The organism is Pontibacter lucknowensis (genome assembly GCF_900156415.1).
Taxonomy (GTDB): Bacteria; Bacteroidota; Bacteroidia; order Cytophagales; family Hymenobacteraceae; genus Pontibacter; species Pontibacter lucknowensis.
In genome coordinates this window covers 96,772-116,453 of the sequence record NZ_FTNM01000005.1, presented here as the reverse complement: position 1 = coordinate 116,453, position 19,682 = coordinate 96,772, and the positions used below count along the sequence as shown (strand labels likewise).

The following is a 19,682-nucleotide window of genomic DNA, read 5'->3' as shown; positions in this document are numbered from 1 at the left end:
ATACCCTACGATGCAGCACACCGGCATTAGCGTACGTTTGTTTTCCAGACCTTATGGCGTTCGGTCGCAAATGGAGCGTCTGCTGCTTGTACTTGCCTTGCTGTCAGTAGTATTGCATGGCTGGTTACTGTACCAGCTCATCGCTGTGCAGGACTTCCACTCAGCCATGACCTTCCTCTACCTGTTCAGTCTGTTGCCCTTTGCACTTTTTATGATCTCGGTGTGGCTCGACCATAACCCGGGCTATCAGCGTCACCTTACCATATCGGCTTTGGGACTGCGGTACCGGCTTGGGTTCATGCAGCGGGAGCACGATTTTGATTGGGAGGAAGTAGAACGCATGGCACTAGACAGCCATACGCTGACATTTGAGCTGAAAAACGGAGAGCAGCATGCCATTTCCCTGGATGCAGTGAACCATGAGCAAACGCTCCAGCGCATACGTGCCGAACTGATTCGGATCGCAGCCGATAAGGAAATAACCATTGAAATGACGCAAAACTAATCCTATGTATGTAAACCTATACCCAAACAAAGAGCTTAAAAAGACAAAGCGAGTGTTGCTTTGGATAGGTATACTGATGCTCTGCGGAGGCCTCTCAGCCTTGTTCGGAGAGTTTGTTGCCCGTGAAGAGGTGCGTTGGAGCTGGGCAGGAGGCGCACTGGCTGTCAGCATTATCGGGACGCTGGGATTTGCCGTTGGCGCCAGCTACGTCCGCCTGAAAGACGCTTACTTCTCCATGACCCCAGAGCGTATCGCCTATAGACTCACCCTGTACGGTGCTGAGCATACCATTTATTGGGATGCCATTGACAGCATTCAGGCATCGGAGCATGCGCTGGTATTTGATTTGAAAGACAGTGAACAACTGATCATGCGGCTAGGGCACATTCAGAGCCCCGAAATAGCCAATCATGTAAGCGTCAGCATACAATTAGCAGCCATTCAACAGCACGTGGAGGTGAACCAGGTGCCAGTAAGTGCGCAGCACGTAAGTTTATAGCATCTGTTAACCTATAGCATTTGCAACATCTCTGAGCAGACTCAACACATCTAAAATAAATCTCGAATACTTAATATAAATTGTGTTTAATTTATTTTAGTTAAAATTAAACCTGTATTTGTGTCAATCGTATTTTACTTTAATTCAATTTTAATGCCTCTTTTTGCAGCATTTCCTTGTCTGACATTTTGAGTTGGCATTGCCTTAAGTCCATCAGCCCAATATCGTTTCCATGTACATCAGTCTTTATACAGCCCGACAACTGCGTAAGATCAAAGACCGGCTGCTTTGGTTAGGGCTGTTCATGGCAAGCGGAGGCGGCTCGGCATCTCTTTACAATCTCATACTGATAGATGAAATACGCTGGTTGTGGGGTATTGCAGCCATCATTATTGTTTTGGCTGGGCTATACCTGGTGGCGCTTGGTGCTGATAAGGTGCCCCTCAAAAACGCCTTTGTAGCCATATCTCCGGTTACGATCAGTTACAGACTTAATTTTTACAACAAGGAAAACAGGTTGAACTGGAACACGATAGCTGCAGTGCAATTGAGTGATCACTGTGTGCTTTTTGACCTGTATGGCGGTCAACAGAAATCACTGCTCTTGTCTGATATCGAAAGTCAAAACGTGGCCAGTCAGGTGGCTCTTAGTTTGCAGCTAGCAGCGCTGGAGCGCAATGTGGCTGTTAACGGTGTCCGGTTCAACGTCCCAAAACCGGTTGCAGATATATAAGCTCCTTATCTCTTGCTCCCCCCCAATGCCGGCCACCTCTCTTTCGGGATGGTTCTTATTTTCAGCGTTTCCCGGTCGAATTCTTAGCACTCAAGCACTGCTTCACCACTCACATTCGTGCTCCAATTTTAGAGTGTCATGGAAAATTTAGTGGTTGTTTTGTAATATGTAAATAAAAAATATAACTGAAAGTTTTTTTAATATATATTTTAAGTTTAATATTGCAATAGATAGTCTTCTCTCACCTATAACAACCAGCTAATGAAACTAAAATTCTATACAGCCTTAATTAGTGCCCTGATGTTTTTGTCATTCGCCAGTTTTGCTGATGCTAAAGTAAAGTCAGATAAGAGCGAGAAAATAACCAAGAGCAAAAGACAGGCAGTATCCAGCAAGAAAACAGCCGAATATTTTTCATTCAAGTCATCAGTTTATAATAAGGATGGCCTGGTAAAAAAGAAGCGTAACAGGAAGGGATGCCCTAGTTTCGACTAACCTTCAGATTGACCGCTATAAATATCATTGGAGCAGCCCGAGGGGCTGCTTATTTTTTTTGCGCATAATCTGGCTTAAACACAGGGGAATAAACTTACTAGCTGGCTAGGCAAACCACAGCATGTCATCCTGGCTATAGTTTTGGAGCGATTGTTTTCGGAACTTGCGGCTTTAATCTGACTATGGCCGAGCTGAAAACACGTGTGTATGGACTTCAATTTGGATTGCTGTGCCTGAGCTCTTTTCTTTTCTTCGCAAGCTTCAACATGATCATTCCGGAGCTGCCCAATTATATTACACAACTGGGCGGTGCTGAGTATAAGGGGCTTATCATTTCTCTCTTTACCCTGACGGCTGGCTTGTCCAGGCCATTCAGCGGACAGTTGGCCGACAAGATGGGGCGTATACCTGTCATGCTGATCGGGGGCACTGTCTGTATATTGTGTGGCTTCCTGTACCCGATCACCGGCACGGTAGCGGCGTTCCTGCTGCTGCGCCTTGTGCACGGCTTTTCAACAGGTTTTACACCTACTGGCACTGCCGCCTACGTGGCCGACATCATCCCAATGGAGCGAAGGGGAGAGGCAACGGGGCTATTGGGGCTAGCGGGCAGTCTGGGCATGGCTGCAGGACCTGCCATGGGAGCCTCAATCGCCAATAGCTTTTCGCTTGACGCCATGTTCTACTCTTCTTCAGCGGCTGCCTTCCTGTCCGTGGCCGTCGTAGCCCGCATGCACGAAACGCTGGACAACCCAAACCGCTTCCGGATGGGACTGCTCAAAATTTCCCGCAAAGAGATATTTGAACCCCGTGTTCTGCATTCTTCCATTGTGATGATGCTCACGGTGGTTTCGTTCGGTATCATCCTGACGATCATTCCTGACTTCAGTGAGCATCTCGGTATTCAGAACAAAGGGCTCTTCTTTACCAGCTTTACACTCTCATCGTTAGCTATCCGTTTCCTGGCTGGCAGGGCCTCTGACAAGTATGGGCGTATCCGGGTACTGAAAATCAGCTCCGCCTTACTGGTGGTGGCCATGGGGCTGATCGGTTGGGCCAGCACGGCTACAGAGCTTCTGCTCGCTGCGGCTGTGTTTGGTGTAGCCGTAGGCATGAACTCCCCGACAGTCTTTGCCTGGACCATTGATCTGAGCCACCCGGAGCACCGGGGGCGGGCAATGGCCACCATGTACATCGCCCTCGAGGCAGGTATAGGGTTTGGCGCGCTGGCTTCCGGTTGGATCTATGCCAACGATGCTTCCAGGTTCAGCATGGTGTTCTGGACAGGAGGGGCCTTTGCTCTGCTAGGGTTTTTATACCTCAACTTTGTGGTGAAGGACCGAAAGTAGATAATCACAGGTATAGCCCTTGTCCTTTTAGCATTTGCAGAGAGGTCTCCTCAGGTAGGGGCCTCTATTTTTGAGCGGAGCGCTACACTACTCCAGCCGGTATTTCACGTTAATCATAGACACAGGCCACAGCTGCCCGTATAGCTATTTACTGTATATACTTCAGTTAAACTTTAATCAGGCTACTTAGTTTCTTCTGCATTATGACAGCAATCAGCCAGGCTTTTATTGAACACTTGACGGCTGTGCACAAGCAGTCCCGCCACGTAGTGCCACACTCGATGAGCTGCGCCTTTCTGGATGGCCTGCTGCAACTGCTCTTTCCATCCCTTTCGGAGCGCTCCTTTAGTTCCCGGTCTGAAGTTGAAGCCTACGCCATGCTGCTGCGTGCTGATTTGGAGAAGATTCTGTACAGAATAGAAGAACGCCTGCCCGGCAAACCTTATGAAATAGCAGATGCTTATTTTGAGGCGCTGCCGGACCTACAGCGCCAGCTCAATGACGATGCCGCTGCCATAGAGGCAGGTGACCCGGCCGCAGTGAACGTAGACGAGGTGATCCGCACTTACCCAGGCTTTTTTGCTGTGGCCGTATACAGGCTGGCCCATCAGTTTTGCCGTATGGAGGTGCCATTGCTGCCACGCGTGCTCGCTACCTACGCACATACCAAGACAGGTATAGACATCCATCCCAAAGCTAGCATAGGAGCCCGCTTCTGCATAGACCATGGCACCGGCGTTGTGATCGGAGAGACAGCCGACATTGGCAACAATGTGAAAGTATACCAGGGTGTAACGCTGGGAGCACTAAGTGTAGAAAAATCAATGGCGAACCTCAAACGCCATCCTACCATAGAAGATAATGTGATCATCTATGCCGGAGCGACCATACTGGGTGGGAATACAGTGGTGGGCCACAGCAGCATCATAGGGGGAAATGTGTGGCTGACCGAAAGTGTGCCTCCTTTTGCAAGAGTGTACCACCGCCCACAAATAAAAGTGAGTTACTACGAAGACAGAGCCGATGTTCTGAATTTTTCAATTTAAAAAAAGATACAAATATGAAAGCGCATAGCATACTTGAAACCATAGGCAAAACGCCCCATGTGAAGATCAACCGCATGTTTAAAGACAAAGCGGAAGTATGGATGAAGTTGGAACGTGCTAATCCGGGCGGCAGCATCAAAGATCGCATCGCTTTGGCTATGATAGAGGATGCCGAAACAAGAGGTGTCCTGAAAAAGGATAGCGTGATCATTGAGCCCACTTCGGGTAATACCGGAGTCGGACTGGCCATGGTCGCTGCTGTGAAAGGGTATCACCTGATCCTGGTGATGCCGGAGTCCATGTCCATTGAGCGACGCAGGCTGATGGCGGCTTATGGGGCCAAGCTGGAGCTGACACCCCGTGAAAAAGGTATGAAGGGAGCGATAGACCGGGCACGTGAAATGCTCGAAGAACACGATAACTCCTGGATGCCCATGCAGTTTGACAACGAAGCCAACACACAGGTTCACATCGAAACCACAGCACAGGAGATTATGGCTGATTTTCCGGAAGGCTTTGATTACCTGATCACCGGGGTGGGCACAGGTGGGCACATAACTGGTGTGGCCAGGGTGCTGAAGCGGCACTTCCCCAATCTGAAGGTATACGCTGTAGAGCCAGCCGCCTCGCCGGTGCTGAGCGGTGGCCAGCCGGGCCCGCACCCGATACAAGGTGTAGGAGCCGGGTTTGTGCCCAGTATAATGGATACCAGTCTGCTGGATGGTGTGATAACGGTGGCAGCTGACGATGCATACGATTATGCCAGGAGAGTAGCTATGGAAGAAGGAATATTTGTGGGAGTGTCTTCAGGGGCCTCTTTAGCAGCGGTGCAGCAGAAACTGGACGAAGAAATTCCGGATGGTGCCAGGGTGCTGACCTTTTGCTACGACACAGGCGAGCGCTACCTGTCAGTAGAGGGATTGTTTGTATAACGCAAAAGCATATCTAAAAAAGCTGCGCCGCCTGTTGCTCTAAGCAGCAGGCGGCGCAGCTTTTTTATCAGGCAGCCAGCAGTTCCTGGATGTCCTCGTTTAGCGACTGCTTCACTTTCTCCAGCTGTCCGTCGGTCATGGTGCGCTGCAGAGCCCGGAAGACAGCCCGGAAGGCCGCTGTGATTTCTTCATCCTGCTGAAAGTCGTTATTAGCCGCAAAAGCATTCTTGTTGCGGATGTAATTGATCCAATCGTTCGCATCCCGTATCCTGACTGGCACCTTGGATGTGTCATACTGGTCGAAGTAGATGCCCTTCCAGAAAATAGGCAGCTGTGCGGCAAATTGTACGGCATCATTTACAGGTAATCTGTCCCGTATAGATTGCAGCACGGCTCTGAAAATGCGGCCGGCTTTGTTGAGGTCATCTGTTTGCAGCTCTGCAGCTACGTCCTGCAGCATTACTGTCGCGTTCTTGATGTTATCTTCAAAATTAAATGGCATTGACATAGATCCTCCCTTCTTTAAGCATTGCGTCCTATATGGTACGGGCAGTATGGGGGCATGTTCCGGAATATTTAACCCCTCAGGTATAACCAGTCTAGGCGTATTGGTATAAAATGGAGTTGCGTTTGCGCCATAGCTTATAAATGTGCTGTATGATTGGAATTAAGGGATGTCGGATAATACACACCTTCTGATAACGACTGATTTTGAGGAGTAAATCTGGCCCTCTCATGGAAGTAGCGGCAGGTATAAGTATAGTGGTTATAAACATTTTACATAGATAAAAGAATGCAGGAAGGCCAAAATACCCAATTAGGGGCACTCTAATCAGTCAAAATTGTAGAGCTGGTAGAATGAAAATAATTTCCGTGGTTTTAGTATAAAATTATCTATATATTGTACCGGTATTGAAGCAATGTGAATTATGAATGCCCAAGTCTCCTCGGTAGCTCATTCGATATATAATAACAAAGGTGCATTTGCGCTCTTATTAGGCTCTGGTGTTTCCAGCGGTGCAGGCATACCTACGGGTAGTGACATAGCCCTGGACCTGATCAGGCAGATAGCTGTGCTGGAGAATGCGAATTGTGAGCCGGAACCAGAGGAATGGTTTTTTAAGCGGTTTGGAGAAAGGCCGGGCTATGCAAGCCTGCTGGAGCCGCTTACGAACACTGAGACGGAGCGGCAAAACCTCTTGCGAAGATATTTTGAGCCTAACGAAACCGAACTTGAGGAGGGGCTGAAGAAGCCAACACTTGCCCATCAAACAATTGCCCGGTTAGTCAGCAAAGGCTATGTGCGGGTAATCATCACAACTACCCTCGACAGGCTGGTAGAAAATGCATTGAGATGCATCGGTATAGAGCCTGTTGTGATAAGCTGCCCCGGCCATATCGTAAACTCCCTGCCTATTGTTCACTCCAGAGTCACCGTCATTAAAGTCAACGGAGATTACATGGACTCCAGCTTCCTGAATGTAAAGAGTGAAGCAGACAAGTACGAGGAAAGACTGTCGGAGCTGTTGCGCTATGTGTCAGATAATTTTGGGCTGATCACCTGCGGATGGACGGCCACGAGTGATCGTGTGCTCAAGGAGGCTTTGGAAACTTCAAACAAGTTCAGGTTCTCTAACTACTTCACGTATTCAGACGAGGTTGGTAATGAACTGGAAGAACTAGCCTACATTAGAAGAGGGAAGGCTGTGAGCATCACCAATGCTGACTTGTTCTTCAAAGAACTGCATGAAAAGATAGAGGTGCTTGAAACCACTAAGTCTGCACATCTTTCAACATCGCAGATTGCACTGACCAAGTTGAAGAAGTTTATCGTGCATGATGAGCAGATCATATCACTTCATGATCTTATAAGAAGTGAAGTTGATCGGATAAACTTTAATTTCAATGCTTTGCCGGTCGCTGGCACCCCAGCCAAAGAAGAGATCAAGACACGGGTAAATTATTATTTCAAGCAATGCAGTTCTCTGAGCAGCTTATTTGTAAATGGGGTTTACTGGGGTAAAGAACAACACCATTCAATCTGGCTTAACAGCCTAGCCTGTTTCACGTCTGCAAAAGAGAGAGAAGAGGAAGGAGGCGTATGGCTGGATCTCGAAACGCTACCAGGGCTTATCTTCCTTTACAGCATCGGGCTTGCCAGCATCATGAAGAAGGACTACAAGTTGTTGTCTAAGATGTTCTCCATGACATCCCACCTAAGGTATGGCGAAGCCTCTATCCTTGATCATGTCAATGCGGCTAAAGTATTGGACTATGACACGCTGCGGGAAGCCCTTGGCAACAGGCAGCTTGTGCCTATGTCTGAGTTGTTGTTCTCAGAACTGAAACCACTTTTCAATTCTTTCCTGCCGCACAGTAAGGACTATGAAAACATATTCGATATGTTTGAGTACCTGCTAGCTTTGGCTCATACCAAGAAAATGGGTAAAGGGCGGGTTCCTGTTGGCAGGTTTGGGTATAGAGTAAAGCAGAGTGGCGTCAAACATCCGTTTGAACAAATCGCTAATGAACTAGGTACTCACAAAGAGGCTGAAAACCTGTTTTCTTCTTCTCTCTTTGTTGATATAGCAGACCTGAAGCATACAGAGAAGAAATTCAAAGAATATTTTGACAAGCTTTCTGGTTATTATTTCTAGAGGATAGAAGGCCATATAATAAGTAAGGCAACCTGTATAGGTTGCCTTTGTTGTAAGTATCCAGTTAACTGGTGAACATGAAAAGCCTCTGAGTTGTGCTAGCCAGCTTGATCAGCGGCTCGATGTACTTGCGGCTCTTCTTTCTTTTTATCTCTGCTTCCCTTTTGCGGGCGAGTTGCGTGATGGGGTAAGTCTCGCTATACCTGAGTGTCCACGGTGCTCCTGCTTTGGTGGAGGTATTCCGTCCAGCATTGTGCTGGGCCAGCCTAATCTCCCTGTACTGCAACTGCACACATAGTAGTGGTCCGTTATCTCAGAGTAGCGGGTATAGGGCATAGTTGTGTGCAATTTGTATAGGCCCTAAATAAAAAACCCTTACGTTTTTGACGTAAGGGTTTGATTATCAGTGTGGAGAATATCGGAGTCGAACCGATGACCTCTTGCATGCCATGCAGAAGATTGGTATTTTCCTTAGTATTCATCCTTTTCTATTTTATCTGTAAATGCTTGGTTATGACTCCGTAACACATAAATTTACTTAATATATCCTTTCTCGTATTTTCATTTATTTTATACATTTGTGTGTACCATTGTGTGACCCCCTTTGGAGGGATACACAGTATAATTCATGAATGTATGTTTGAATTCTCTGACAGTGGCGTAACGTTAGCCACCATACTTGAAACCCGTAAAGCCAACGCAGATGGGCTATGTCCTGTTAAGGTTAGGGTAACCCACCAACGGCAGCGAGCTTACTATTCGACAGGGAAAAGGTTAACCCTTGAAGACTGGGAAAAGCTACCGACCACAAAGGCACGGGAGTTGAAAGCCATTCGGGAATCTATACAGAAGTTTGCTAATGAGTTTGAAGCAACGGTAAGGCTGCTAATTAAGAACGATCAGTTTAGTATCGATAACTTGCAAGCACAGTTGAGCAAAGGACAGAGCAGTACTGTAGATGCAGCGTTCTCGGCTAAGATAGAAGAGTTGAAGGCACGGGGTAAGATAAGTACTTCAGACTGGTACAAGTACACGCTTAGGAGCATCGGGCTGTACAGGAAAGGCAAGAAGACAGAGTTTAAACATATCACAATAGATTGGCTAAGGCAATACGAGCAGTATCTGTTGGATGAGGGTAAGAGCTATACCACTATTTCCATGTACATGCGGGCATTGCAGGTTGTTGTCAATGACGCAAAGGCCGCAGGTATCATCAAGCCAGCTCAACACCCATTTGGTAAAGGCCGCTATGAAATTCCACAGCATGCAGGCCGTAATATTGCCCTAACCCTTAGCGATATCAAGAAGATTGTACAGTACGAGTGCGAAACCGACACAATAGAGAAATGCCGGGATCTTTGGTTTTTTTCCTACCTGTGCAACGGAGCTAACATCACTGATATCTGTAAGCTAAGATATTCCAGCATCCGCAATGGGGAGGTATGTTTCTACCGGCAGAAGACATTGGCGAAAGCGAAGAAGAAGAAGTTAATACACGCCACCCTTTTACCAGAAATGCAGGGTATTATTGACCGCTGGGGAAACATAGAGGAAAGCCCTGAAACATTTGTGTTTCCTATCCTGCAAGGTGAAGAAAGCCCAGCAGAAGAGCGCACTAAGATCAAAAATATCACAAAGCTCATGAATACCAAGCTTAAAGCCATTGGCAAGAAGCTGGGTATACCTAACATCAGCACTTATACAGCCCGACACAGCTACGCTACAGTATTGAAGCGATCAGGAGCAAACATAGCCTTTATATCAGAGAGTTTAGGCCATAACGACCTGAAGACTACTGAGAACTATTTAGCCTCATTTGAGCAGGAAGAGCGAGTTAAGAACGCTGCATTGCTTACTAACTTCTAAGAAGAAATATAGATGAACAATTTAAGGGATTGGCAAAATTCAGTAGGAACAGAAGTTAACTGGGCGCTACACGTTGCAAATGATGGGAACGCCATATTTAGAATTATCAAAGGTGACAAAAGCCTAAGTATTGCGTTAGAGCCCAGCAAAGTAACTCCTCTACTTCATCCCCTTTTTGAGAGGTACTCGATATGGTTTGAGCAGCAGTCTAATGTTATTGCTAAAGAGTTTGAAGAACTAAAAGAAGGTATTGTTTTGTGGTTACAGGATAGGTACCGTATTACCCCAACGGTAAAAGCTTTTACAAAATGGTTCGTGCTTAAACGTCTAAGTGCAACTATGATCAAGCTTGATTTTAGCGTTGATGAAATAACTGGAGACTTATTGCCTAAGATTAAGCTTAGTTTCAACTTCTCAAATATTGAAGAGACATATCCACCTGCTGTCTTAAAGAATGATTTAGTGGAGTTCTGTCATTGGGAAGATCAGGAACTTAATAAGATTGATCAATCCATAAACAGTAGTTTTCAGAGCAGTAAATTACCTCTAATAAAGGATGAAAGTGCTACAGATAAGTACGTTGTAAAATCAGGGTTGCTTGCAATAATCTATAGTACATTTGATGGTGATCTCTGGGAAGAATTACCACTGGGTGAGTTCTTACTTGTCTTTGCTAAAAATCCTATAGGCATACTAAATATCAAGAGTGGGAAGAAAGAATTGTTTTGTGGACTCCTACGGAGAATGCACGATTTGGGAGGAGATGGTTTTGAGTTCCAATATGAATGGGTAAGACCATTTATAGATCGTCATGGCTTGAGTTATGGAACATACGAGAACATCCACAATAAATTGTTTCACAAGCCTCACAAAAGTGACCCTCAAAAGAAGTTTCTAAAGAAGTTGGATCAGGTAATGCCACCAATTGAAAAGTAACTCACTAATGACTCACTAATTATTTTAGTTTAGAATTTCAATTGTTTGACTATCAATAATTTAATGTGCGAATTAAAGTAATGACTCACTAAATTTCTCACTAACCCCATAGCGTACTTTGTTGGAAATCAATCAAGTACATTATGGAACTGATAGTAACAACAGCAGATCAGCTATCAACTCTAATTCAGAGAGCAGTAGCAAGGGCAATAGTCCCAACATCAACACCCACCCCCAAACCAGACCGCTGCACATTAGATGAAGCAGTAGAGATCACAGGGCTTAGTAAGTCTAAGCTTTACAAACTCACTTCATCTAATGACATACCTCACAAGCGGTATTCAAACAGGCTTATTTTTAGTCGTAAGGAATTAACAGACTGGGTAGAAGAACAGACTATTAAGAAGAACAGCGATGATGCTACATTAGCATTGGCTGCATCTGCACGACGTAAAAAAAGGAGGGGTTAAGCTATGCGGAAACATAACCTAACCCCCATGCAATCTTTGGTAACTCGACAGACCAAAGGTAACAACCACCTAAACCAACTGCAAACCATATTTAAGTTTTTGCAGTCGCATGTAGCCACAGCCTCAATGGTTTCTGCAGAAACTGGCATCCCTCAGAAGTGTATCACACGCTATAAGCGAGATCTTGAGAAAGCTGGCCGCTTATGGGAAGTAACACGCACTAACTGTAAGCTCACAGGCTTCAGGGCATGGTATCTAACTACCGACCCCGAAAAAGCACCTAACTCATCTTCTCAACTTAGCCTGTTTTAGCGATGGATAGTTTAAACAATCATACACCCACCAATGGGGATACGTTTCCTAAACACGCTCTTCCTAAGGAGTTGCAATACATGGTTGAAATGTTGCAGGATGCCTACCAATTCCCGGTAGATTATTCTGTAGCTGCGATGATTTATGCTACCTCAATAGCCATAGGGAATACCCACAAAGTAGAGGTCAAACGAGGTTGGCAGGAAAGCCCAGTTATTTACATGGCACTCGTAGGCAGACCAGGTTCAAATAAAAGCCACCCACTCACATGGGCTCTTTCACCAATATTTGAGAGAGATGGTGAAGCTTATACTTTCTATCAGAAAGAATATGATGCATTTAAAAGCGTCATGAACCTCACTCAGAAGGAGAGAAGAGGGCAGGGGATCGAGGGAGAGCCAGCTAAACCAGTCTTAAAGAAGCATATTGTGCAGGACTTTACACCGGAGGCACTGACTAAAGTGCACGAACATAATCTAAGAGGTCTGGGTGTGTATGCAGATGAATTAGCCAGTTGGTTTAAGAATTTTGATAGGTATAGCAAAGGCAGTGAAGAGCAATTTTGGCTTAGTAACTGGAGTGGAAAGCCTATTGTAATTGACCGCAAAGGAGATAATCCCATTCTGATCAAAAAGCCTTTCATATCAGTTTGCGGCACTATTCAGAACGGCATCCTTACCGATTTAGCGAAAGACAGCCGTAGTCGGAATGGATTTATGGATAGAATGCTTTTTGCCATACCAGAATGCTCGAACAAGCCTTATCCAAGTGAAAAGGATTTGCACCCGCAGGTGAATCAGAACTGGTTTACATACCTATCTAATCTGCTTGACCTATCAGGCATAACAGATGGTGAAGGTAATACCAAACCTCAGCTTCTAAAGTTCACTTCTAAAGCTAAAGCAGTATTGAACGATTGGAATCGCACCAATACTGACCTGATCAATGGGACTGAATCTGAGAGTATTGCAGGGCTATACACAAAGCTTGAGGTGTATCTAATCCGGTTATCACTAATACTCCAAATGTTGGATTATACCACAGGAGAAAGCGCACGGGAGTACATTGAGGCTGATACCGTGGAGCGGGCTATTCTATTAGTGGAGTATTTCAGGCAGACAGGATTAAAGGTACAAGGCATACTAAATAGTACTCCTTATGACAGATTGAGCATTGTGCAGCGCAACGTATACGACCTATTACCCGACAATTTCCACACTAAAGCAGGGTTAAATATTGCTCACAGTGAGGACATGCCAGCAGTTACCTTTAAGCGACTACTGCAACGCTCTGATCTGTTCATAAAGGAGAGGCACGGGCAATACTCAAAGAAATTCTAAAAAGTGCAGGGTGTGATATTATTGATACTCCTGACACTTTCAGCACTTAATAATATCAATAGTATCAATAATATCATACCTGCACAATCTGTAAAAATCGATTGATAAGCATTATGGAAAGTGTTTTAAATGTACAGGTATCTTGTTTTAAAAGATGTTTCATACCAAGCGGTATGGCAACGGTGAATTTGTGTACATGGCTAACGTCTGATAAGTACGCCAAAGAAGTGCTGGCCATCAGGAATGAAGAGTATGATACTGAGCGAAGTATTTTGAAAAGGCGGCTACTGCCAGTAATTACACCATCAGGGATATTCCCATACCGGAACGAAGGAAACTGCAAAAGTCATAGTGGCTTAATACAGTTTGATATTGATGAGAAAGAAAACCCAGCTATGAAAGATCTTGATGCAGCCCGTGAAATGTTGGCAACACTGCCATACGTGGCGTATTGCGGACTTAGCGTAAGTGGGCGGGGTTTATGGGGGTTGGTAAGTATTTACGATTCAGCCCATCACACAGAGCATTTTGAATACCTGTATAGAGAGATTTCATCAATGGGTATGAAGCTTGACACAGCACCCCGCAACATAGCCAGTGCACGGTTCTACAGTTATGATCCTAACGCATACTTTAACCATTGGGCTAAACCATTGCGAGGGAGATATAAAGCGCCTAAGCAAGAGTACCATGCCACCACCACAGGTAACCCAACAGAAGACCAAGCAAAAGTTGAAGCCTGTATTAGTGAGATTATAAGGCAGGGGATAGATGTTACCACCTCCTACCATCAGGACTGGTTGCCCATTGGCTGCAATTTTGCCAGCACGTTTGGCGAAAGCGGGCGGGAATATTTCCATCAGGTAAGCCAATTCCATCCAAAGTACAGCCAAAGGGAAACAGATAGGCAATATGATAGATGCTTATCTAAGTGTAATGGTATTGCCGCAATAGGCACTTTCTTTAGTCGCTGTGCAGATAAGGGTATCAATTATAAGGAGTTATTGAAGCGGGGAGAAGTTTAAACAATCATCAGCATGGAAAATAATGCATTAACACCCAAACAGCAGCGGTTTTGCCTTGAGTACATCAAAGATAGCAACGCTACACAGGCTGCTATTAGAGCTGGTTACAGCTCTAAGACAGCCAATGAGCAGGGAGCACGGCTGTTAGCCAATGTTAGTATTCAGCAGGAGGTGCAGCGGCTGCAAAAGCAGGTAGCGGATGAAACAGGAGTCCAGGTAAAGGCATTGGTGCAGGAGCTCGCTAAGATAGCCTTTGCAAGTGTTCCTGATTTACTGGATCCTGTTACTAAAGAACCTAAACCATTGGATCAGCTTTCAGCAGCAGAGCGGGCCTGTATAGTGGAGATAAGTGAAATCACAGGCACTACAGGCATAACCCGAAAGGTAAAGCTGCACTCCAAGCTAACAGCCATTGATATGCTAATGAAGCATTTGGGTGGCTATGTAACGGCATCAGATATTATTGACAAGCTGCCACCGGAAAGGCTGGATCAGCTAATTGAAGACCTGCTAAGTAAGTTAAAAAGTAATAATGATCGGTTATGAAAGACCAGAAACGCAGCATACTGAAGCAAATAGTGAATGGCAATGTATCCGGTAAGGAGGCCGCTAACCTACTCAATAGAGCTAAAGGGGGCTATAATCTTATCATTGTGTATGTACAGGATGATGGTTCTTATTTAATCGATGACGTACGCTACCTGACAATGGAGCAGGTTAAGGAAAGGGTACAAGGGAATTCGCATGTTATCGTTCCGGAGAAAGCCCGTAGATTAGGAGATGCCATCCCTGAGAACTAATCGCTTCATTCCGTTGTCTGCCTTGCATGGAATGGTATCATGTGATTTTGTCACTGCCGGCAGTTGTTGCCGGTTGGTGGCTGTTAGACAAGCAAAAGAAGTTCATTGGACGTAGCCTGCACGGGTATAACCCACGTCGTAGGAAAAAGAAGCATTGGAAGTAATAGGTATAGATTAGGATGGATAAGCTCAAACTACGGGAGTATTTGCAGAGCAATACGACAAGGCTGTTTATGATTGGTGGCAGGGCATCTGAGGATATTTACCAAAAGAAGAAGCAGATAAGACTTGCAATGGTAGGTAGGCCTTTTGAATTCGTTTATGATGGACCTGTCAGACGTGTAAAGCCGTTCCAAGCTAAACTTTGGGTAAGACCCGCTCCTAAAGTTGGAAGCTATGCAGGCTTTGGATACCTGAACTATTTGGATCCAGATAACAGAAGCGGATTGGAAGCAATGGAATCTTTTGATTCCGCTTGTAAGGCTTATGAAAGGGAGTTTGGCTATTATCCAGATAGCATTCTTTTAGTGAGGGTATGATTATCTCACTATCACTGTCCACCTGAAAATTTTTTAAATCATTTCACTATAGAGTATCCTGTTGATTTGATTAATCTATTTAATATCCCTAAAAACTCATCGAATTCTTGTGGATAAGAATTGGAACCATAAGAGTTAATATTGATACCATTTCCTTTAACTTTCAACTCCCACTGAGTACCATCAAGTATTTCACTATCATACCTTTTATTCCATCTACAGCTTTTTAAATAACTAATTAAATAAAGCCAGTCGTTGTCGCAATCAGTTTGAATTAATTTGAAGTGTTCAGGCAGAGGTATACTATGATAGGTTGAAATGTAAAGGTTCTTATCCCTCAAGATTATATTGAAATTATTATCACGTCCATACCCACCAAGATAAAACTCAAAAACCATGATTGAAATAGTCTTGATTTTGCATTAAGTGCATCAATAAAAAACTATTTGTTTATGTATTTTATTTTTTCTTTTTCCGCCTTTTCAATAATAGAGATATTGAGAGCCCTAAGCAGTTGGTCTCCAAATAATTCAACACTCATTAAGTGTTTAGTTGATAAGTTAATTTCTTCTCCTACCTTAAAGTTGAAGCCCATTGAGTACGGCTTCTTAGATATTTCAGCTAAATCCTCAGGTACAAACTTCTGTCCATGTGTAAGACAATTCCTCAGAATAGCTATCCCCTTTAATGTTTCAACCCATGTTTCAGGAGACGTGTGTTCATAATCTTTAGGTTTCTCAAGACCTACTGTATTCATGTAAGACAGAAACACCTGTGGAAGACTTTCATAAAGCTTCTTCCTCTGCCAGTTACCTAATCGCTCCTCAAATGCTGAATTCCATGCTTCAGGATCACTTTCTCTATTATTGTAAATTTTCCTAAAATCTTTATTAGCAGGACCTACAAGAAATACATCTGGTTTATGCTTAAGATAAGATTTATAAAAATCGAAAATCAACTCTTCAAAGCAGGAGTACAAATCAATAATGCCATAACTGGCAATCATATTCACTGACTTCAGGTGAGCATCAGCAGCAACATTCCCGTCCCACTTTGCAATAGGAGCATCGACTATTTGGACCTCATTCCGCATTCTAAATCCTGTAACAATAAACTTTTTCCCGCTACGTCTCCATTTTGGGTCACTATAAGTTTTGCTTGCTTGATGAAGACCATTTATAGCTAAAGCCCAGCGGATGTATGTACTTCTAAATATATCACGCCATTCACCTATTTTATAGGTTGCTTCTTCTGCCCATTTAAGCTCTTCGATTGTAGTCTTATAAATGATATTATCAATTTGAGGTAAGCTCTTGAAGTTAGGTTCAGAGATATGATGAATCTCATGACCAACAAACCTTATGTTACGTCCTAATGACATTTTATTAATTACTTAGGACAGCCTCCTCAACTTCATTTAGTTTCATAACATCTAATTGCCTGGCAGAAGGCTCAAAAGCTTCTTTAAGTACCGCTTGCATCAGCATTTGTGCGTGCTTATCACTTTGGTCTATTTCAGCATCTAATGAGTGTAACTTTCCCATTAGTAAATCGACTTTATGAACTATGGCTTTTTGTTCTTCAAAAGGAGGCAATGGAACAGGGAATGATCGAATTCTCCCCAAATTAAAATTTCCCGCAGAGGCTCCTATACTACTCATATTACCAGTAGCGTATAAGTTCCCGTATGGTGAATTCATCACTATTGCTAAATACTCAGGAGAGGTAAATTCTTTGAATGTTTTTATCAATCCAAGACTAACATAAAAAGCAAATTCTATATCCCTATCGATTACCGCCGTTTCTCCTTTAGATCCAACACGTCCTACCAACAGGTCTCCTCTCTCGGCTAATCTGTTTTGAATATACTCCCTATAATCTTCCTCAGAAACATACTTATGATTCTCGGGTAAAAATTTGAAGGGCTTAACATTTTGTGCAGATAAAAATATTCTGCCTTTCTCAGTATAAGTTGGCGTTAAATGAGTCCCATCTGTAATATACTGTGATATATCATCCATATCTGCAAAAAGCCAAGTCTTAGGCAATTCAAATTGTATATTACCTAAATCGTTGGATAATTGCTTTTTACCTTTCTTTATTTTTTTCTCTTTTATTAGCTTCTCTTTTTCAGTTTTGATACGCTTAATCAATTCGCAGGCAGGTTCTACTTCAGGGTTTTGATTTCGCCAATCTATTGTCAATTTGCCTTCTATGGCTTCCTGAAGTATAGCTTGCTTGAGTTGGGAAAGAAGCTTTTTTTGATTTTTTAATTCATCTAAAAGCTTGAAACTTTGATTACGTGTATTCAAGAAGCTCTTCTCTATTTTCTCTTGCTCAGCTAAAGTTCCTAATGGGATTTTCCACTTTAAAACATCTTTAGGTCTGATTGCCGAATAGTTAGTAGAACCTTTAGCTTTTATTTGATCTTGAATGATCTCGGTTTGAATAATAGCTTCAAAATACTCTTTTCTGATTTTAGTAAAATCTACTTCAAACAAAAAGTAATGACTACTTACAATAGCGTTATCTAAATCTTCTGGTATAAAACCATAACCTCCTACTTTGGCATCCATTTCAGCAACTATAAAATCTAAATGCTTACACACTTGCTGCTTTTTGGTTTTAATTAGGCTGCCATATTTATTTTCGCGCAAGACAACACCTTTTCTGTTTGTTTGAACCCTACAAAGCTTATAATTCTTAGAATCAGAAATGTTGATAAAAACTTTCCTTAGGCTCAAGACCTCACTCAATTCAACTAATTTCATTCCTTTATTTTTTTGCCAACTCTTCAAGAATTACTTGACACTTACTAAATGAATTGAGTAACATCTCCTGCAACTCTATGCTGCTATACTTAATTTCTTCTTCAACCTTTGTCGGGTTTTTTATATCTAAATCCCAATCTTTCAGGTTCTCTACCTTCACTTTCCAAGCTATTTCATTTTCTACACGGTTATGCCACCAATCAATTAACGGAGTAAATTCATGAAATTGTATTGGCTTGGTTTTAGAGTAGCTTTTCTGCCCTTCTGGTAATTTATGTTCATAATACCATATCTCTTTAGTAGGGCTGCCTTTCTCAAAGAATAGTAGATTAGTACTAACTGTAGCTGGGAAAAAGGTACTTTGGGGCAAGCGCACAATCGTGTGCAAGTTAGTGTCAGACAATAACTTTTCTCGTATACGTGCTTTTACACCTTCACCCGTAATTGAACCGTCTGGTAGAACTATTGCACAACGACCTGTTGACTTGAGCAACTGTAACATTAGGACCACGAACAGATCAGCACTTTCCTTGCAGCGATAGTTCGCAGGAAAGTTAGAATCAACACCATCAGCAATAGTTGCCCCAAAAGGGGGGTTAGCCAGTATCACATCTACCTGATCCTTTTTACTAATGCTGTTGTATTCTTTTTTAAGACTATCGATGTAATGATAGTCAGGAACGTCCATTTCGTGTAGAATCAAGTTTGTAAGGCCTAAGACATAGGCCACAGGCTTCAATTCCCAACCTGTTATGCTATTCTGTAGGAGACTTTCATCATCTACCGTCTTTACATAATTCTCCCTCACATGGTCAATTGCTGCTGTTAAGAAGCCACCTGTACCTGCTGCTGGATCAAGAATCTTCTCACCAAGCTTAGGATTCGTTAGTTGCGTCATCAACTGGGTAACAGCTCTTGGAGTGTAGTATTCCCCTTTATTACCCGCATCTCGAAGCTCCTGTAATATGCTTTCGTAGATATTGCCAAAGATGTGCTTATCTTCTGAGTTATTAAAATCAATCTCGTTAAGCTTGTTGATGACTTTCCGCATCTCATAGCCCGACTTCATGTAGTTGTTTGAGCCATCAAATACTTCTTTCACTATAGCTGCTCTCTTAGGGTGAGCCGGTACATTCAAATTTCGTAAAGTAGCGAACAAACCTTTATTTCCCTCAGTATTGCTATCGATGAATTCAAGCAATTCATCCCCTGTTACGCCTTCAGGATCAGCGGCCCAATTACGCCACTGAAACTTTTCAGGGATTACTGAGATATAATCATCTCTTAGTATTTCAAGCTCCTGATCCTTATCATCAATAATCTTCAGGAACAACATCCATCCAAGCTGTTCTAATCGTTGTGCGTCACCAGATATACCTCTGTCCTGACGCATAATATTTCTTATGC

Annotated in this window: 21 protein-coding genes; 15 read left to right on the top strand and 6 right to left on the bottom strand. The window is 43.5% G+C overall.

Annotation, left to right across the window (positions count from 1 at the left end; all coding sequences use genetic code 11):
• The first annotated feature begins 10 nt into the window (after nucleotides 1-10).
• From BW972_RS15490 to cysK, 6 genes are all read left to right on the top strand, one after another.
• A complete protein-coding gene (locus BW972_RS15490; RefSeq protein WP_076422791.1) occupies nucleotides 11-505 on the top strand; it encodes a hypothetical protein in 495 nt (164 codons plus the stop codon).
• A 4-nt stretch (nucleotides 506-509) separates the two neighbouring features.
• On the top strand, nucleotides 510-1,004 hold the full coding sequence (locus tag BW972_RS15485; protein ID WP_076422790.1) for a hypothetical protein: 495 nt from the start codon (nucleotides 510-512) through the stop codon (nucleotides 1,002-1,004).
• A 232-nt stretch (nucleotides 1,005-1,236) separates the two neighbouring features.
• Nucleotides 1,237-1,737, top strand: coding sequence for a hypothetical protein (locus BW972_RS15480; protein WP_076422789.1), 501 nt, complete (start codon nucleotides 1,237-1,239; stop codon nucleotides 1,735-1,737).
• A gap of 677 nt (nucleotides 1,738-2,414) precedes the next feature.
• Nucleotides 2,415-3,581: an MFS transporter gene (locus tag BW972_RS15470; RefSeq protein WP_076422787.1), complete on the top strand. Its 1,167-nt coding sequence runs from the start codon at nucleotides 2,415-2,417 to the stop codon at nucleotides 3,579-3,581.
• Between the two features lie 203 nt (nucleotides 3,582-3,784).
• Nucleotides 3,785-4,627, top strand: coding sequence for a serine O-acetyltransferase (locus tag BW972_RS15465; protein ID WP_007652047.1), 843 nt, complete (start codon nucleotides 3,785-3,787; stop codon nucleotides 4,625-4,627).
• A 14-nt stretch (nucleotides 4,628-4,641) separates the two neighbouring features.
• On the top strand, nucleotides 4,642-5,559 hold the full coding sequence (gene cysK / locus BW972_RS15460; RefSeq protein ID WP_076422786.1) for a cysteine synthase A: 918 nt from the start codon (nucleotides 4,642-4,644) through the stop codon (nucleotides 5,557-5,559).
• Between the two features lie 67 nt (nucleotides 5,560-5,626).
• Here the strand turns inward: cysK and BW972_RS15455 are convergent, their stop codons facing one another.
• Nucleotides 5,627-6,067 (bottom strand): DUF2267 domain-containing protein, encoded by a 441-nt coding sequence (locus BW972_RS15455; protein ID WP_230392341.1) that lies wholly within the window; start codon nucleotides 6,065-6,067, stop codon nucleotides 5,627-5,629.
• A gap of 421 nt (nucleotides 6,068-6,488) precedes the next feature.
• Here BW972_RS15455 and BW972_RS15450 point away from each other — a divergent pair, with 421 nt between their 5' ends.
• Complete coding sequence (locus BW972_RS15450) at nucleotides 6,489-8,216, top strand: SIR2 family protein (protein ID WP_076422785.1); 1,728 nt, start codon at nucleotides 6,489-6,491, stop codon at nucleotides 8,214-8,216.
• Between the two features lie 64 nt (nucleotides 8,217-8,280).
• Here BW972_RS15450 and BW972_RS15445 read toward each other — a convergent pair whose 3' ends face one another.
• The gene (locus BW972_RS15445) at nucleotides 8,281-8,508 is read right to left on the bottom strand and encodes a GIY-YIG nuclease family protein (protein WP_143732111.1); all 228 of its coding nucleotides are present in this window, start codon (nucleotides 8,506-8,508) and stop codon (nucleotides 8,281-8,283) included.
• A 344-nt stretch (nucleotides 8,509-8,852) separates the two neighbouring features.
• On the opposite strand from BW972_RS15445, the gene BW972_RS15440 reads away from it, so the two are divergent.
• The 8 genes from BW972_RS15440 to BW972_RS15400 all read left to right on the top strand — a co-directional run bounded on the left by BW972_RS15440 (nucleotide 8,853) and on the right by BW972_RS15400 (nucleotide 15,504).
• Nucleotides 8,853-10,082: a site-specific integrase gene (locus BW972_RS15440; RefSeq protein ID WP_076422784.1), complete on the top strand. Its 1,230-nt coding sequence runs from the start codon at nucleotides 8,853-8,855 to the stop codon at nucleotides 10,080-10,082.
• A 12-nt stretch (nucleotides 10,083-10,094) separates the two neighbouring features.
• Nucleotides 10,095-11,018, top strand: coding sequence for a hypothetical protein (locus BW972_RS15435; RefSeq protein WP_076422783.1), 924 nt, complete (start codon nucleotides 10,095-10,097; stop codon nucleotides 11,016-11,018).
• A gap of 143 nt (nucleotides 11,019-11,161) precedes the next feature.
• Nucleotides 11,162-11,488, top strand: coding sequence for a helix-turn-helix domain-containing protein (locus tag BW972_RS15430; RefSeq protein ID WP_076422782.1), 327 nt, complete (start codon nucleotides 11,162-11,164; stop codon nucleotides 11,486-11,488).
• A gap of 314 nt (nucleotides 11,489-11,802) precedes the next feature.
• Entirely contained in the window at nucleotides 11,803-13,140 is a 1,338-nt protein-coding gene (locus BW972_RS15420; protein ID WP_076422781.1) for a YfjI family protein, read from the top strand.
• A gap of 113 nt (nucleotides 13,141-13,253) precedes the next feature.
• On the top strand, nucleotides 13,254-14,165 hold the full coding sequence (locus BW972_RS15415) for a BT4734/BF3469 family protein (RefSeq protein ID WP_083674209.1): 912 nt from the start codon (nucleotides 13,254-13,256) through the stop codon (nucleotides 14,163-14,165).
• Between the two features lie 12 nt (nucleotides 14,166-14,177).
• A complete protein-coding gene (locus BW972_RS15410; protein ID WP_076422779.1) occupies nucleotides 14,178-14,711 on the top strand; it encodes a terminase small subunit in 534 nt (177 codons plus the stop codon).
• Complete coding sequence (locus BW972_RS15405; RefSeq protein WP_076422778.1) at nucleotides 14,708-14,965, top strand: hypothetical protein; 258 nt, start codon at nucleotides 14,708-14,710, stop codon at nucleotides 14,963-14,965. Before BW972_RS15410 ends, BW972_RS15405 begins: the two co-directional genes overlap by 4 nt.
• 179 nt (nucleotides 14,966-15,144) lie before the next feature.
• Nucleotides 15,145-15,504 carry a hypothetical protein gene (locus BW972_RS15400; protein ID WP_076422777.1) on the top strand — a complete coding sequence of 120 codons (360 nt, stop codon included), beginning with the start codon at nucleotides 15,145-15,147 and terminating at the stop codon, nucleotides 15,502-15,504.
• A 38-nt stretch (nucleotides 15,505-15,542) separates the two neighbouring features.
• Here BW972_RS15400 and BW972_RS20075 read toward each other — a convergent pair whose 3' ends face one another.
• Genes BW972_RS20075 through BW972_RS15380 form a run of 4 tightly spaced genes read right to left on the bottom strand, consistent with a single transcriptional unit; the run spans nucleotide 15,543 to nucleotide 19,668 of the window.
• Nucleotides 15,543-15,902: a hypothetical protein gene (locus BW972_RS20075; protein ID WP_076422776.1), complete on the bottom strand. Its 360-nt coding sequence runs from the start codon at nucleotides 15,900-15,902 to the stop codon at nucleotides 15,543-15,545.
• A 44-nt stretch (nucleotides 15,903-15,946) separates the two neighbouring features.
• A complete protein-coding gene (locus BW972_RS15390; RefSeq protein WP_076422775.1) occupies nucleotides 15,947-16,885 on the bottom strand; it encodes a hypothetical protein in 939 nt (312 codons plus the stop codon).
• Nucleotides 16,886-16,889: 4 nt separating this feature from the next.
• On the bottom strand, nucleotides 16,890-18,275 hold the full coding sequence (locus tag BW972_RS15385; RefSeq protein ID WP_076422774.1) for a restriction endonuclease subunit S: 1,386 nt from the start codon (nucleotides 18,273-18,275) through the stop codon (nucleotides 16,890-16,892).
• 4 nt (nucleotides 18,276-18,279) lie between these two features.
• Nucleotides 18,280-19,668 carry a class I SAM-dependent DNA methyltransferase gene (locus BW972_RS15380; protein ID WP_394333671.1) on the bottom strand — a complete coding sequence of 463 codons (1,389 nt, stop codon included), beginning with the start codon at nucleotides 19,666-19,668 and terminating at the stop codon, nucleotides 18,280-18,282.
• Between the last annotated feature and the right edge of the window lie 14 nt (nucleotides 19,669-19,682).

Excerpts from the sequence above, each read along its gene's own strand:
- BW972_RS15410 (WP_076422779.1), top strand. The coding sequence starts at position 14,178 with ATGGAAAATAATGCATTAACACCCAAACAGCAGCGGTTTTGCCTTGAG.
- BW972_RS15380 (WP_394333671.1), bottom strand. The coding sequence starts at position 19,668 with ATGCGTCAGGACAGAGGTATATCTGGTGACGCACAACGATTAGAACAG.
- BW972_RS15405 (WP_076422778.1), top strand. The coding sequence starts at position 14,708 with ATGAAAGACCAGAAACGCAGCATACTGAAGCAAATAGTGAATGGCAAT.
- BW972_RS15420 (WP_076422781.1), top strand. The coding sequence starts at position 11,803 with ATGGATAGTTTAAACAATCATACACCCACCAATGGGGATACGTTTCCT.
- BW972_RS15430 (WP_076422782.1), top strand. The coding sequence starts at position 11,162 with ATGGAACTGATAGTAACAACAGCAGATCAGCTATCAACTCTAATTCAG.
- BW972_RS15470 (WP_076422787.1), top strand. The coding sequence starts at position 2,415 with ATGGCCGAGCTGAAAACACGTGTGTATGGACTTCAATTTGGATTGCTG.
- BW972_RS15465 (WP_007652047.1), top strand. The coding sequence starts at position 3,785 with ATGACAGCAATCAGCCAGGCTTTTATTGAACACTTGACGGCTGTGCAC.
- BW972_RS15450 (WP_076422785.1), top strand. The coding sequence starts at position 6,489 with ATGAATGCCCAAGTCTCCTCGGTAGCTCATTCGATATATAATAACAAA.
- BW972_RS15485 (WP_076422790.1), top strand. The coding sequence starts at position 510 with ATGTATGTAAACCTATACCCAAACAAAGAGCTTAAAAAGACAAAGCGA.
- BW972_RS20075 (WP_076422776.1), bottom strand. The coding sequence starts at position 15,902 with ATGGTTTTTGAGTTTTATCTTGGTGGGTATGGACGTGATAATAATTTC.
- BW972_RS15480 (WP_076422789.1), top strand. The coding sequence starts at position 1,237 with ATGTACATCAGTCTTTATACAGCCCGACAACTGCGTAAGATCAAAGAC.
- BW972_RS15385 (WP_076422774.1), bottom strand. The coding sequence starts at position 18,275 with ATGAAATTAGTTGAATTGAGTGAGGTCTTGAGCCTAAGGAAAGTTTTT.
- BW972_RS15490 (WP_076422791.1), top strand. The coding sequence starts at position 11 with ATGCAGCACACCGGCATTAGCGTACGTTTGTTTTCCAGACCTTATGGC.
- cysK (WP_076422786.1), top strand. The coding sequence starts at position 4,642 with ATGAAAGCGCATAGCATACTTGAAACCATAGGCAAAACGCCCCATGTG.
- BW972_RS15415 (WP_083674209.1), top strand. The coding sequence starts at position 13,254 with ATGGAAAGTGTTTTAAATGTACAGGTATCTTGTTTTAAAAGATGTTTC.
- BW972_RS15440 (WP_076422784.1), top strand. The coding sequence starts at position 8,853 with ATGTTTGAATTCTCTGACAGTGGCGTAACGTTAGCCACCATACTTGAA.
- BW972_RS15455 (WP_230392341.1), bottom strand. The coding sequence starts at position 6,067 with ATGTCAATGCCATTTAATTTTGAAGATAACATCAAGAACGCGACAGTA.
- BW972_RS15390 (WP_076422775.1), bottom strand. The coding sequence starts at position 16,885 with ATGTCATTAGGACGTAACATAAGGTTTGTTGGTCATGAGATTCATCAT.
- BW972_RS15435 (WP_076422783.1), top strand. The coding sequence starts at position 10,095 with ATGAACAATTTAAGGGATTGGCAAAATTCAGTAGGAACAGAAGTTAAC.
- BW972_RS15400 (WP_076422777.1), top strand. The coding sequence starts at position 15,145 with ATGGATAAGCTCAAACTACGGGAGTATTTGCAGAGCAATACGACAAGG.